At 72.9% G+C, this 13,525-nt stretch carries 11 protein-coding genes; 7 read left to right on the top strand and 4 right to left on the bottom strand.

The window, feature by feature from the left end:
• Positions 1-204 precede the first annotated feature (204 nt).
• Positions 205-1,875, bottom strand: coding sequence for a M4 family metallopeptidase (locus tag FNV62_RS18710; protein ID WP_097284630.1), 1,671 nt, complete (start codon positions 1,873-1,875; stop codon positions 205-207).
• Positions 1,876-2,026: 151 nt separating this feature from the next.
• Here FNV62_RS18710 and cutA point away from each other — a divergent pair, with 151 nt between their 5' ends.
• From cutA to FNV62_RS18695, 3 genes are all read left to right on the top strand, one after another.
• Complete coding sequence (gene cutA, locus FNV62_RS18705; RefSeq protein WP_225900289.1) at positions 2,027-2,419, top strand: divalent-cation tolerance protein CutA; 393 nt, start codon at positions 2,027-2,029, stop codon at positions 2,417-2,419.
• Positions 2,416-2,829 (top strand): gamma-glutamylcyclotransferase family protein, encoded by a 414-nt coding sequence (locus FNV62_RS18700; protein WP_060899085.1) that lies wholly within the window; start codon positions 2,416-2,418, stop codon positions 2,827-2,829. Before cutA ends, FNV62_RS18700 begins: the two co-directional genes overlap by 4 nt.
• A gap of 107 nt (positions 2,830-2,936) precedes the next feature.
• Entirely contained in the window at positions 2,937-3,158 is a 222-nt protein-coding gene (locus FNV62_RS18695; RefSeq protein ID WP_143601570.1) for a hypothetical protein, read from the top strand.
• Here the strand turns inward: FNV62_RS18695 and FNV62_RS18690 are convergent.
• The 3 genes from FNV62_RS18690 to FNV62_RS18680 form a co-directional block, all read right to left on the bottom strand.
• Entirely contained in the window at positions 3,148-5,301 is a 2,154-nt protein-coding gene (locus tag FNV62_RS18690; RefSeq protein WP_143601569.1) for an alpha-galactosidase, read from the bottom strand. The genes FNV62_RS18695 and FNV62_RS18690 overlap by 11 nt on opposite strands.
• Before the next feature lie 85 nt (positions 5,302-5,386).
• Complete coding sequence (locus FNV62_RS18685) at positions 5,387-6,913, bottom strand: membrane-associated oxidoreductase (RefSeq protein WP_143605388.1); 1,527 nt, start codon at positions 6,911-6,913, stop codon at positions 5,387-5,389.
• Positions 6,914-6,921: 8 nt separating this feature from the next.
• Positions 6,922-7,629: a vancomycin high temperature exclusion protein gene (locus tag FNV62_RS18680; protein WP_099941222.1), complete on the bottom strand. Its 708-nt coding sequence runs from the start codon at positions 7,627-7,629 to the stop codon at positions 6,922-6,924.
• 355 nt (positions 7,630-7,984) lie between these two features.
• Here FNV62_RS18680 and FNV62_RS18675 point away from each other — a divergent pair, with 355 nt between their 5' ends.
• From FNV62_RS18675 to dnaG, 4 genes are all read left to right on the top strand, one after another.
• Complete coding sequence (locus FNV62_RS18675) at positions 7,985-8,806, top strand: sirohydrochlorin chelatase (RefSeq protein ID WP_225900288.1); 822 nt, start codon at positions 7,985-7,987, stop codon at positions 8,804-8,806.
• 62 nt (positions 8,807-8,868) lie between these two features.
• The gene (locus FNV62_RS18670; RefSeq protein WP_143601568.1) at positions 8,869-10,182 is read left to right on the top strand and encodes a deoxyguanosinetriphosphate triphosphohydrolase; all 1,314 of its coding nucleotides are present in this window, start codon (positions 8,869-8,871) and stop codon (positions 10,180-10,182) included.
• Between the two features lie 91 nt (positions 10,183-10,273).
• The gene (locus tag FNV62_RS18665; protein WP_054233544.1) at positions 10,274-11,539 is read left to right on the top strand and encodes an NAD(P)/FAD-dependent oxidoreductase; all 1,266 of its coding nucleotides are present in this window, start codon (positions 10,274-10,276) and stop codon (positions 11,537-11,539) included.
• Positions 11,540-11,595: 56 nt separating this feature from the next.
• On the top strand, positions 11,596-13,500 hold the full coding sequence (gene dnaG / locus FNV62_RS18660) for a DNA primase (protein ID WP_054233545.1): 1,905 nt from the start codon (positions 11,596-11,598) through the stop codon (positions 13,498-13,500).
• The last annotated feature ends 25 nt before the right edge of the window (positions 13,501-13,525 follow it).

Raw genomic sequence — 13,525 nt, 5'->3', positions numbered from 1 at the left:
CGAGCCGACCGTCCCGGCCGCCCCAGCGTAAGCGCCTGCCGCACGCTCCGGCCGTCCCGGCCGCCCCAGCGTAAGCGCCTGCCGCACGCTCCGGCCGTCCCGGCCGCCCCGGCGCAAGCGCCTGCCGCACGAGCCGGCCGCCCCGGCGAGCGCGTGTCGCGCGTGCCGGGGCGGCCGGTCGTGGCCCTGTCGGGCGTCTGACGTTCAGCTCACGGACACCGCGGACCAGGCCGCCGCCACCGCGTTGTACTCCGTGCTTCCGGCCCCGTACAGGTCCTTCGCCGCGTTCAGCGTCGCCGTCCGCGCGCCCGCGTAGTTCGTCGAGGACGTCATGTAGACCGTGAGCGCGCGGTACCAGATCGCGCCGAGCTTGTCCCGGCCGATGCCGGTGACCGTAGAGTTGTTGCAGGTGGGGGAGTTGTAGCTGACCCCGTTGATGGTCTTCGCGCCGCTGCCCTCGGCGAGCAGGTACGCGAAGTGGTTCGCGACGCCGGACGAGTAGTGGACGTCGAGATTGCCGACCGAGGAGCTCCAGCAGTTCGCCGAGTTGCCGTCCTTGGACGGCTGGTCCATGAACCGCAGGGCCGCCTTGCCGAAACCGGAGCGGACGATCTTCTCGCCGATCAGATAGTCCCCGGGGTCGGTGGAGTTGTTCGCGTAGAACTCCACCAGCGTGCCGAAGATGTCGGAGGTCGCCTCGTTCAGGCCGCCGGACTCGCCCGAGTACGTCAGCGCCGCCGTCTTCGACGTGACACCGTGGGTCATCTCGTGACCGGCCACGTCGAGCGCGACCAGCGGCCCGAGTGTCGTCCCGTCACCGTCCCCGTACGTCATGCAGAAGCAACTGTCGTCCCAGAAGGCGTTGTTGTAGTTGCTGCCGTAGTGCACGCGGTTGTACGAGCCCTTGCCGTCGCCCGCGATGCCGGTGCGGCCGTGGACGTTCTTGTAGTAGTCCCAGGTCTCGTTCGTGCCGTACTGGGCGTCGACCGCGGCCGAGGAACGGTCCGAAGCCGCCCCGGTTCCCCAGTGGTTGTCGGCGTCCGTGAAGAGGGTCGCAGGAGCGCGACTGACGCAGACCCCGAAGATGCACAGGTCCGTCTTGTTCGCCGCGTCGCCCGTGTACGTGTTCCCGCGCGTCGGGTCCTTGAGCTGGTACGTCGATCCGGAGAGCGTGGTCTCCAGCGGGACCGTGCCGCTGTAGAGGGACTTGCCGTCACCCGTGGCCGTCTCGATGCTGTCCCAGGCGTCGATCTGCCGGCCGCTGCGGGCGTCGGTCAGCACCGTGCGGGCGACCGGGTTGCCCAGCGAGTCCTGGCCCACCACATTGGTGCGCCAGGCCAGCCGGGGCGCGCCGTGCAGGGCGTCCACGACGAGCTGGGGCTTGGCCGTCACCTTCTTCAGCGTCTCGCCGAGGTGCGCGGCGCGCAGCGCGGCGGTGGCCAGGTCGGCGGCCTCGGGGGCGGCGAGCGCGGGCCTGGTGGTGGGGACGGAGAGGTCGCGGGAGGTGGCCCGGTTCGCGCCGCGATAGGAGCCGCCGGGGGCGAGGTGGACCACGAAGTCGCCGCCCAGGACCGGCAGTCCCCGGTACGTGCGGTCGTAGCGCACATGCTGGCCGCCGTCCGCGTCGACGACCACGTCACGGACGCTGGTGCCCTCGGCGGAGGTCAGGCCCAGCCGGGCGGCCTCCTTCACCAGGGCCGCGGCGGCGTTGTCGATCGCGGTGGCGCGGCTGGGCCGGTCGACGGCCCCCGCGGTGGGGGTCAGGGCGGCCGCCAGCAGGGCGGTGGCTGCCGCGGCCACACCGGCCGCGGCGAGGCGGGAGCCTCGGGTGTGAGGTCGGGTACCTCGGGTCTGCCGTATCCGGATCCGACTCATCGGTCTCCTCGGGGAGGGGCGCTCAGACGCGTGGGGGCGCTGATGTCGAGTCAGAGTTAAAGGTCCATGACATGTCATGTCCATAGCGCGTGCGTGATGTGCGCGAGGTGCGGCGAGAATCGTTTCTGCACCCTCACGAAAGGAGACGATCATGGAGATGGCCGCCGGGGCGGGCACCGGAACGGCCGCTGGGACGAGAGCCTGGCTGACCGTGCTGACCACGACCGACGACCCGGAGAAGGCGCAGGCGCTCGCGCGCGGCGCGGTCGAGGCGCGGGCCGCGGCCTGCGCGCAGATCGCCGGGCCGGTGACGTCCGTCTACCGGTGGAAGGGAGCGGTGGAGACCGCGAGCGAGTGGCAGGTGCTGTTCAAGACGACGGGTGCGCGGTACGACGCGCTGGAGGCGTATCTCCTCGCGGCGCACGACTACGACACCCCCGAGATCATCGCGACGCCCGTCGTCCGGGGGAGCGCGGACTATCTGCGCTGGGTCGAGGAGGAGACCGTGGAGGGGGAGAGCGTGGAGGGGGAGACCGCCGAGTGACCGTTCCCTTCTTCGTCTACGGCACGCTGCGCCCCGGCGGGCACAACCACGACCTCTTCCTCCGCGGCCGTACGGAGTCGGAGGAGCCCGGCCGGATGCGGGGAGCCGTGCTGTACGAAGGGCCCGGATATCCGTACGCCGTCGAGGAGCCCGGAGGTGTCGTGCGCGGGGAGTTGGTCACCGCGCTCCCGGAGGCGTACGGGCAGTTGCTCGGCGCGCTGGACCGGCTGGAGGAGTACGTGCCGGGCGACCCCCGCAACCTGTACGAGCGGGTGGCACGGGAGGTGACCCGCGCGGACGGCACGGCCGTACGGGCCTGGGTGTACGTGGCCGCCCCCGCCGTCGCCGCGCGGCTGCGGGCCGGCGGCACGCTCGTCGAGGGTGGGGACTGGCACGTCCGTCGTCGTTGAGGGCACGGGCGCACCTGTCGTCGAGGAGCCCACTCGTGCGGGTGGCGGGTCCGCGTGACTGCGCGCGTCCCCACGGTCGCGCCCCGGGCCGCCCCTAGGGTCCCGCCATGACCGACAGCGACATCACCCGGCGCCGTCTCCTCGCACTGGGCGGCGCGGGTGCGGGGGCCGCTCTGGGGCTCGGGATCAACTCGTGCTCGTCGAGTCCCTCGAACACCTCGAAACCCCCGAACCCCGCGTCCCCGGTGAGCCCCGACTCCTCGTCCGCCCCGCACGCGTCCACGGAGACAGGAGGAGCGCCCTCGCCCAGGGTGACCGCTACACGGTGAGCCGGGTCAGCAGCACCGACGGTGCCTCCGGCAACGTCACCCGCAGCGCCGACCCGTCCCACACCACCGGCCCCGCCGACCCGTGCAGTACGTCGACCCGCGCCTCCCGCCCCGCCAAGTGAGCCACGGGCAGGGCGACTTCGGGATCATCGCCCGCCCTGCGCCACACCAGCGCATACGTGGTGTCGAGGAACGGCACCCACATCCCCAGCGCCACCCACGCGTCGCGCCACCCGGGCAGCCCCAGCGGCCAGAACGGCACCGACCGGCTCAGATCGCCCCGAATGGCCTTGTACGTCACCAACGCCTCCTGAACGAGGCCGAGTTGGCGCGACGTCATGCGGTCCAGATGCCCGGAGAGATGAACCCGCCCCAGCAGCGCCGAGCCGAGGGTGAAGGCGATCTCCTGGTCCGTGAACCCCGGTTGCGGGTACGCCCACACGGCCCCCTGCTCGGGCGGCACCGCGGTCGGCGCGGCGGCCGCGATGGGCGGGTAGCGCAGGGGGTCCTGCTGGTCGGAGGTGGACTGGAGCTGGGCCACGGCCAGCGACGCGCCGTCCATGCGCAGCCCGCCCGAACCGCAGTTCTCGACGACCAGACCCGGGTGGCGGTCCAGGACGGCCGACAGCCAGGACAGCCAGGCCCGCGTGTGGTCGAGGAGCCCGGGCGCGGAGGTGGTGATGTTGTAGTCGAGCTTGAGATAGCCCACGCCCCACTCGCCGACGAGCCGGTCGACCGTCCGGTCGAGGTGCGCGCGGGCGGCCGGATGCGTCAGGTCCAGCTGGTGGCGGCCCTGTTCGGTGACGCGCACACCGCCTTCGTGGCGCAGGAAGGCCTCGTCCGGCAGCTCGGTGGCGAGCGGACTGCGGACGCCGACCACCTCCGGCTCCAGCCACAGCCCCGGCACCATCCCGCGCTCCCGGATCCGGCCGAGCACGGCGTGGAGGCCGCCCGGGCCGGGGAAGCGCCGCGCCGACGGCAGCCAGGCGCCGACACCGTCCCACCAGCCCCCGCCGCCGTCCCCGCCCGCGCCCGTGTCTCCGTCCCCGGCCTCGTCCCCGCCCGTGTCCCCATCCGCATCCCCGTCCCCGTCCCCGTCCCCGCCCTCGTCGTACCACCCGGCGTCGACGCAGAAGTACTCCGCGCCCGCCTCGGCCGCCGCGTCGATCAGCGGCAGCAGCTTCTCGGTGGTCGGGTCGCCCATGAGGGTGTTCATGTAGTCGTTGAAGACGACGGGGAGCAGGTCGTGGTCGGGGTGCGGGCGGCGGATCCGGCGGCGGTAGTCGGTCAGCGCGGTGAGCGCCCCTTCGAAGCCGTCGCCGAGCGCGAGGGCCGCGTACTCGGAGACGAACTCGGCGCCCGGGGACAGGACCTGACGCCATTGGTGGTCGTCCGCGGTCGGACCGCTCAGGGAGAGGTACGTGTGGTGGTCCGCCTCGCCCGCCTCCCACAGCCAGCTCGCGGCGGACTCGATCTGCCAGAGCCAGCAGCGCCCGTCGGTGCGATCGGTGAGCGCGCCCATCGCCAGATGCCCGTCGGTGGGCCAGCTCCCGCGCCCGGCGAGCCGCGCCCCGGCCCGCCCGTCGTGCCCGTGGAACGCCCGGCCGACGTCGGGCACGGACTCCCGCAACTCCTCGGCGTGCCAACGGCATTCGGCGAGCCAGTCGTTGCGCGCCCGGTGCACGTCGAGCACGTCGGGTGAGGGCAGCGCGCCCAGCAGCAGACTGCTCACCGAGCGCAGGGTGACGGGTGCGTCGCCGTCGTTGCGGATCCGGACGCGGGCGCGCAGCACCGGTACCGCGTCCGGTGAGGAGTACTCGACGAAGACGGTCAGACCGCCCCGCCTGTCCTGGAGTTGGACGGTGAGGTGGTGCCAGCCGTCGCCGTACGCCGCGTGGTGGGCGCGGTGGGTCAGGCGCTGCCCGAGCGCCGTACCGGTGAAGCGCGGCCCGGACCAGCCGGTGCCCTGTCCGAGGAGGGTCACGTCGACGAGCGGCAGCGCGGCCCCGGCGGCCTCGGCGGCGTTCTTGGGCTCCGGTTCACCGGGCACGGTCAGCCGGACCAGGCGGGGTGTGCGGCCGTCCAGATCGAAGTCGGCGGTGAGTGCGGAATGGCCCCAGCGATAGCTGAACTCCTGCGTCACGCGGCCATGCTAGTGCCAGGGGCACCTGCCAACAGGCCTGTTCCCGGGAGCCGTTCACCGTTTCGAGTTGTGGCGCGCCTACTGGCTACTGCCGGTTCAGGGAGCGGGTGACGCCCGCCGCGATCGTCGTGGCCAGGATCCAGCCGACGGCGATCAGCAGATACGAGAGCCACTGGTACCAGCCGCGCGGCGCGAAGGCCGTCTCCTGACCGAAGTCGACGAGCGGCAGCAGAAGGTCGAGGGTGTAGAAGACCGGGTTGAAGCCGGGCGCCTCGGCGGGCTTCAGAGCGGGCGGATGGTGCAGCGTGAAGGCGGTGGCGCCGGTGCACAGCAGCAACAGCAGCCAGCCCGCCGCGCGCATCGGCCGGTAGCCGTAGCCGACGGCCACGTCCTGGAGCCGGCCCCAGAACCTGGCGTAGCGGGGGAGGGTGCGGCGGTGCCGGCGGAGTTTGGCCAGCTGGACGGTGCGCGCGGCGGCGTCGTCGCCCGCCGTGCGGTACGCGGCGGCCAACTGCTCGTAGGCGTAGGGAAGATAGCCGCCCTCCTCGCGTTCCAGCAGCGGCAGCCGCTGCTCGGCGGGCAGATGCGGGGCGAGGGTGCGGTAGCCGAGTCCGTCGATCCGGACGCGGTCGGGCCACACCCCCGGAGGCACGTGCAGAAGGTCCAGCTGGGAGCGGCGCAGGTTCACGGTGCCCACGATCGGCGCGGCCTCGCGCAGCCACAGCTCGCCGATGACACAGCTGCTGGCGCGCAGGGCCGGACCCCCGGGGTTGGACAGCCGGGCGTAGGCCAGATTCAGCTGGTGGGGAATCCTCGACCCGCTCAGGTTGACCCGGCCCCGCGCGCGCAGCCGCACGGCCCGCAGGTCGGTGCCGACCGACAGGGTCTCGGCGTGCAGGGCGGTCTCGCCCGCCGGTACGTGCAGATCGGCCTCGTCGAGGTTGACCTGACCGCCGACCGTGGCCCCGTTCAGCCGTACCTGGCCGTGCGCGACGAGTCCGACGGCCCACAGGTCGGTGCCGATGGCCGCGTGATTGAGCTGGAGAACCGGTTCCGCGGCCGCGTCCCCCGCGTCGGCGTCCGGTGCCGCCGGGGAGCCCAGCCGCGCCCCGTTGACGAACACGGCGCCGGAGATCTTCGCGCCCTGGAGCCGTATCGGCCCGGTGACCCGGCAGCAGCTGAGCCGCAGCACCCCGTCGACCCGCAGGTTGCCCCCCTTGAGCCCGGGGAGCACCGAGTCGCTCAGCACCAGCGCGCGCAGCTGCGCCCCGTACAGCTTCAGAGGCTGCTCGAAGTGGCAGAACCGCAGCTGCACGGCCTGCTCGACCGTCCCGTACACGAGATCCAGCTGTCCGGTGATGCGCGCGCCGGTGAGCTTCAGGCCGGCTATCTCGCCGTCCTGGGCCGGTCCGTCGATCAGCAGCGCCCGCAGCACCTCGGCGCGCACGGTCCGCTCGGGGCCCCAGGAGGCGCCGGCCGCGGGGTCGTCGGCGGGGCTCTCGCCGGAGTCGGCGGCGGAGGCGGCGGGTTCCTCGCGGAAGTCGACGCCCTCGCCGAGCGGAAAGGCCTCCCAGACCCGGCGTTCCGCGGGCGTCAGACCGGCGGGATCGATGACCGTCCTCACTTCCGCGCCGCCGCGAGGGCCCGCGCCACCCCCGGCTCCTTCGGCCCCAGGAACTGCGGATCGGGCTTGAACACCGCGTCCAGCAGGGCCTTCCCCGCCGCGAACACCTCGCGGGTGCCCCCGTAGTACCAGGTGACGTCGTGGGTGGCGTCGACCCCGATGCCGTACGACCGCACGCCCGCCGCCCGGCACAGCGCCACGGCCCGCCGGATGTGGAAGTTCTGGCTGATCAGCACGGCCTCGTGGACGCCGAAGATCTTCCGGGCCCGCACGCAGGAGTCCCAGGTGTCGAACCCGGCGTAGTCGCTGACGATCCGCCGGTCCGGCACCCCACGCTTCGTCAGATAGGTCCGCATCGCGTCCGGTTCGTCGTAGTCCTTGCGGCTGTTGTCCCCGGTGACGAGCACCGCCTCGATCCGCCCGGCCCGGTACAGCTTCGCCGCCGCGTCCAGCCGGTGCGCGAGGTACGGGGACGGCTCGCCGTTCCACAGCCCGGCCCCGAACACCACCGCGACCTCGGTGCGCGGCGCGTCGGCCGTCGTCCGCAGTCCGTCGGCCGTGCTCACGTACAGCCAGGTCACCGGAAGCAGCGCCAGCACGCACAGCAGCATGACCGTCTGCACGGCCCGCCGCTGCCCGGCGCGGGTGCGCGGCAGGCGGGGCAGCCGCGGTCTGAGGATCCTCGGGTGCGGCAGGCGCGGCATGGTCGTTCGTCCCCCCGGTGGCGTCCGATCGCGTCGGTATTCGACAGATGGGGACGCAGCGTAAGCCCGTTCGGTTCGCCCGGGTACCGTGACCGGGCTCACTCGGCGCCGCGGAAGCGCAGGTGGGAGGTGCTCACACCGCCACCGCACCGGGCCGTGAACCCTCGGAAAACACCTGACACGCCCGTGCAACCGCGCGGCAACCTCGTACCGTCACCATCGGTCCATGACGGCGTCGAACCCCTCTCACGACGAGTCCAGGACCCTCCCCCGCTCTCGGTTCCGCCCGAGTACGGGGACCCCCATCGGCGGGCAGCCGCCCGGTGGCGCCCACCTCGACAGTACGGCGCAACTCATGAACGCGATCACCAGCCAGCTCGGCAGTCAGCTCAGCCTCGTGTCGCTGAACGGGGCCCGCCGCCCCGCGCCGCCGCCGCTCGTCCTCGTCGCGCACGGCAGCCGCGACCCGCGCGCGCTGAGCACCGTACGCACCCTGATCGAGCGCGTCCGCGAGCTTCGCCCGCACCTGTCCGTGCACCTCGGCCACATCGAGCTCAACGAACCGCTGCTGGCCGACACGCTCGCCTCCCTCGACGCCGAGGGCGCCGCCGACGGTGCCGTTCTCGTGCCGCTGCTGCTCAGCCGCGGCTACCACGTCAAGCGGGACATCCCCGAGGCCGCGGCCGCCGTACCGGGACTGCGGGCCCGTGTCGCCGCCCCGCTCGGCCCGCACCCCCTGCTCGTCGAGACGCTGTACGAGCGGCTCGTCGAGGCCGGCTGGCGGACCGGGACGAGCGACGCGGCCCGGCGCGCCGGCGGGGTCGTGCTCGCCGCCGCGGGCTCGCGCGACCCGGAGTCGGTCATCGACACCCGCCGCACCGCCCAGCTGCTGGCCGAACGCCTCGGCGTGCCCGTCGTCCCCGCGTACGCCTCCGCCGCGCCCACCGTCGCCGCCGCCGTGCGGGCCCTGGCCGCGCGTGGCCGCCACCGCATCGCCGTCGCCTCCTACTTCACCGCGCCCGGCCGCTTCGCCACCGAGTGCGCCGCGGCCGCCCCCTGGATCGCCGCGGCCCCGCTGGGCGCCCACGCCGCGATGGCCCGCCTGATCCTGCACCGCTACGACCAGGCCGTGGCGACCCCCGAACCGGCCCCGGAACGCGAGCTGGCCTCGGCCTGATCCACGCCTCCCGGCGGTAGGCCGCGCCCCGTTTGTCACTGCCTGCGTTTACTGTCGGGTACATGGACGGCACCGCACCCCTCTCCGACGAGTACGACCCGACGTCAGTCGAGCGCTGGGCCGTAGAACCCGACAAACGTCCCGGCCGCACCGCCTTCCAGCGCGACCGCGCACGCGTGCTGCACTCCTCCGCGCTGCGCCGCCTCGCGGGCAAGACCCAGGTCGTCACCCCCGGCACACGCGGCCAGGCCTGGGACGCCAGCGCCCGCACCCGACTCACCCACTCCCTGGAGTGCGCCCAGGTCGGCCGCGAGCTCGGCGCCGCCCTCGGCTGCGACCCCGACCTCGTCGAGGCGGCCTGCCTCTCCCACGACCTCGGCCACCCGCCCTTCGGACACAACGGCGAACAGGCGCTGAACGAGTTCGCGGAGGACTGCGGCGGCTTCGAGGGCAACGCGCAGTCGCTGCGCCTGCTGACCAGGATCGAGCCCAAGCGCTTCGTCCACTCGGAGGAGACGGGCGAACTCGTGAGCGTGGGACTGAACCTCACCCGCGCCGCCCTCGACGCCGCCACCAAGTACCCCTGGCCGCGCGGCGCCCACCCCACCGACCCCGCCTCCCCGAAGTTCGGGGCCTACGAGGACGACCGGCCGGTCTTCGACTGGGTCCGCAAGGGCGCCCCCGGCACCCGTACGTGCTTCGAGGCCCAGGTCATGGACTGGTCCGACGACGTGGCCTACTCGGTGCACGACGTCGAGGACGGTCTGCACGCCGGCCACATCGACCCCAACTGCCTGCACGCCGAGCCGGAACGCGAGGAGATCTTCAAGGTCGCCATCGGCCGGTACGTGCCCGCCGACACCGACCCGGCCGAGCTCTCCGAGGCCCTCGACCGGCTCCTGGAACAGGAGTGGTGGCCGCACGGATACGACGGATCGGCCGTCGCGCAGGCCCGGTTGAAGGACGCCACCAGTCAGCTCATCGGCCGCTTCTGCCTGGCCGCCGAGGGCGCCACCCGCGCGCGGTACGGCGCCGGCCGGCTCACCCGGTACGCGGCGGAGCTGGTCGTCCCGCGCGCCGCCCGCCACGAGTGCGCCGTCCTCAAGGCCGTCGCCGACCGGTACGTCATGCAGCGCGCCGAGCAGGAGCGGCTGCGCGCCGATCAGCGGATCGTCGTCGCCGAGCTGGCCGAGGCGCTCACCGCCCGCGCCCCGGACGGTCTTGACCCGCAGTTCCGGGCGCTGTTCGACGAGGCCGGGGACGATCGTGCGCGCAAGCGGGTGATCGTCGACCAGATTGCCTCGCTCACCGACGCCTCGGCACGTTCACTGCATCTCAGGCTCACCACCCGCCCCACAGGCGGCGGCGAAGTGTGACCCTGCGTGGCCTGATCGGGCCACACCCTCTTCCCGCATCACGCTGCGTGCGGGACGCTCGCCTGGCGACAACGTTACGAGGAGGCATCAAGTGGTCGACGCGGATCAGACATTCGTCATCGTCGGAGGAGGCCTGGCCGGCGCCAAGGCGGCCGAGACGCTCCGAGCGGAGGGTTTCACCGGCCGCGTGATACTGATCTGCGACGAACGTGACCACCCCTATGAGCGCCCGCCGCTCTCCAAGGGCTATCTGCTCGGCAAGGAGGAGCGGGACAGCGTCTTCGTGCACGAACCCGCCTGGTACGCGCAGAACGACGTGGAGCTGCACCTCGGCCAGACCGTCGACGCCATCGACCGCACGGCGAAGACCGTCCGCTTCGGCGACGACGGCACCCTCGTCCACTACGACAAGCTGCTCCTCGCGACCGGCGCCGAGCCGCGCCGCCTCGACATCCCCGGGACGGATCTCGCGGGCGTCCACCACCTGCGCCGCCTCGCCCACGCCGAACGCCTCAAGGGCGTCCTGGCCGCGCTCGGCCGTGACAACGGCCACATCGTGATCGCGGGCGCGGGCTGGATCGGCCTGGAGGTCGCGGCGGCGGCCCGCGAGTACGGCGCCGAGGTCACCGTCGTCGAGCATGGGCCGACCCCGCTGCACGCGGTCTTCGGCCCCGAGCTGGGCCAGCTCTTCGCCGAGCTGCACCGCGAGCACGGCGTCCGCTTCCGCTTCGGCGTCCGGCTCACCGAGATCGTCGGCCAGGACGGCATGGTGCTCGCCGCGCGCACCGACGACGGTGAGGAGCACCCGGCCCACGACGTGCTCGCGGCCATCGGGGCGGCGCCGCGCATCGGCCTCGCCGAGGCCGCGGGCCTGGAGATCGCCGACCGCGCGTACGGCGGCGGTATCGCGGTCGACGACCGCCTGCGCACCTCCGACCCCGACATCTACGCTGCCGGTGACGTCGCCTCCTTCCCGCACGCCCTCTTCGACACCCGGCTGCGCGTCGAACACTGGGCCAACGCCCTCAACGGCGGACCGGCGGCGGCCCGCGCGATGCTGGGCCGCGAGACGACGTACGACCGCGTGCCCTATTTCTTCTCCGACCAGTACGACGTCGGGCTCGAGTACTCGGGCTGGGCGCCCTCGGGGACGTACGACGAAGTGGTGATCCGGGGCGACGCGGGCAAGCGCCAGTTCATCGCCTTCTGGATGAAGGACGGGCGGGTGCTGGCCGGGATGAACGTGAATGTGTGGGACGTCACGGAACCCATCCAGCGGCTGATCCGGTCCCGGGCCCAGGTGGACACCGAGGCACTGGCGAACCCGCACGTACCGCTGGAGAGCCTGGCCCCCTGACACCGGGGCGTTCGCCTCGCCCCAGGAGTGTCAGTCCGGCCCCGTAGAATCACCTCGTGGCTGGAAGGATCAACGACGAGGACGTGAAGGCGGTTCGGGACGCGGTCCCGATCGACGCCGTCGTGTCCGAGTACCTCCAGCTGCGCAACGCGGGCGGCGGAAACCTCAAGGGCCTGTGCCCCTTCCACGACGAGAAGTCCCCGTCCTTCCAGGTCAGCCCGAGCAAGGGTCTCTTCCACTGCTTCGGCTGCCAGGAGGGCGGCGACACCATCACGTTCGTGATGAAGGTCGACCACCTCACCTTCTCCGAGGCCGTCGAGCGCCTCGCCGGGCAGGCCGGCATCACCCTGCGCTACGAGGAGGGCGGGTACAACCCCTCCCACCAGCGCGGTGAGCGGATCCGCCTGGTCGAGGCGCACAAGATCGCCGCGCAGTACTACGTGGAGCAGCTCGACATCAGCCCCGAGGCCGACGCGGGCCGCAAGTTCCTCGCCGAGCGCGGTTTCGACCAGGCCGCCGCCGCGCACTTCGGCGTCGGCTACAGCCCCCAGGGCTGGGACCACCTCACCCGCCACCTGCGCGGCAAGGGCTTCACCGACAAGGAGCTGCTCCTCTCCGGCCTCTCCCAGGAGGGCCGCCGGGGCCCCATCGACCGCTTCCGCGGGCGCCTGATGTGGCCGATCCGCGACATCGGCGGCGAGGTCGTCGGCTTCGGCGCGCGCAAGCTGTACGAGGCGGACAACGGCCCGAAGTACCTGAACACGCCCGACACCGCGATCTACCGGAAGTCCCAGGTCCTCTACGGCATCGACCTCGCCAAGAAGGACATCGCCAAGGCCAGCCGCGCGGTCGTCGTCGAGGGCTACACCGACGTCATGGCCTGCCACCTGGCCGGCATCACCACCGCGATCGCGACCTGCGGCACCGCGTTCGGCAGCGACCACATCAAGATCCTCAGACGCCTCCTGATGGACAACGGCTCGGCCCGGGTGATCTTCACCTTCGACGGCGACTCGGCGGGCCAGAAGGCCGCCCTGCGCGCGTTCGAGGACGACCAGAAGTTCGCCGCCGAGACGTACATCGCCATCGCGCCGGACGGCATGGACCCCTGCGACCTGCGCCTCGCCAAGGGCGACGAGGCGGTCGCCGACCTCGTCGAACCCCGCACGCCCCTCTTCGAGTTCGCCCTGCGCCAGATCATCCTGCGCTACGACCTGGAGACCCCGGCCGGGCGCGCGGCGGCCCTGGACGAGGCCGCGCCCATCGTCGCCCGCATCAAGAACAGCGGCGCCCAGCACGAGGTCGCCGTACAGCTCGCCGGCATGCTCGGCATCCTCGACACCCAGTTCGTGGTCAAGCGGGTGGCCCAGCTGGCCCGTTGGGCCCGCGACCGCGGCGGCAAGGGCCCGGCCCCCGCGGGCGGCCAGCGCCCCCAGCAGGGGTACGCCGCCGTCCGGACACCCGCGGGCGGTCCGGCGCTCAACCTCCGCAACCCCGTCTACGCCACCGAGCGCGAGCTGCTCAAGCTCGCCCTCCAGCGGCCCGAGCTGGTCTCCCCGGCCTTCGACGCCTACGGGATCGACGAGTTCACCGCCGCGCCCTACGCCGCCGTCCGCCTGGCGATCATGGAGTCGGGCGGCGCCGAGTTCGGCACGCAGGACCCCCAGGAGTATCTGGTCCGGGTCCGCGAGGCCGCCCCGGACGACGTGGTCCGTTCCATGGTCACCGAGCTGGCCGTCGAGGCGATCATGCGCAAGACCGTCGACGAGACCTACGCGGGCGACCAGCTCGTCATGGTCCGCCGCCGCGCCGTCGAGCGCCGCGTCGTGGACGTCCAGGGCGCCCTGTCCCGCGCGAGCGCCCACGGCGACCCGGCCCAGCTGGCGGCCGTGCAGAACGAGTTGTGGGTGCTCCAGCAGTACGGACAGGCGCTCCGCGAGCGGGGCGCGGAGGCGCTCTGAGGCCGCCCTGCCCGGTCCGGGGCCG

This window comes from Streptomyces sp. RLB3-17 (assembly GCF_007113425.2).
GTDB classification, from domain to species: domain Bacteria; phylum Actinomycetota; class Actinomycetes; order Streptomycetales; family Streptomycetaceae; genus Streptomyces; species Streptomyces mirabilis_D.
This window is presented reverse-complemented; position numbering and strand designations above follow the sequence as displayed.

Coding starts and splice junctions, on each gene's coding strand:
- cutA (WP_225900289.1), top strand. CDS start 2,027: ATGGAGATGGCCGCCGGGGCGGGCACCGGAACGGCCGCTGGGACGAGA.
- FNV62_RS18695 (WP_143601570.1), top strand. CDS start 2,937: ATGACCGACAGCGACATCACCCGGCGCCGTCTCCTCGCACTGGGCGGC.
- FNV62_RS18710 (WP_097284630.1), bottom strand. CDS start 1,875: ATGAGTCGGATCCGGATACGGCAGACCCGAGGTACCCGACCTCACACC.
- FNV62_RS18675 (WP_225900288.1), top strand. CDS start 7,985: ATGAACGCGATCACCAGCCAGCTCGGCAGTCAGCTCAGCCTCGTGTCG.
- FNV62_RS18670 (WP_143601568.1), top strand. CDS start 8,869: ATGGACGGCACCGCACCCCTCTCCGACGAGTACGACCCGACGTCAGTC.
- FNV62_RS18680 (WP_099941222.1), bottom strand. CDS start 7,629: ATGCCGCGCCTGCCGCACCCGAGGATCCTCAGACCGCGGCTGCCCCGC.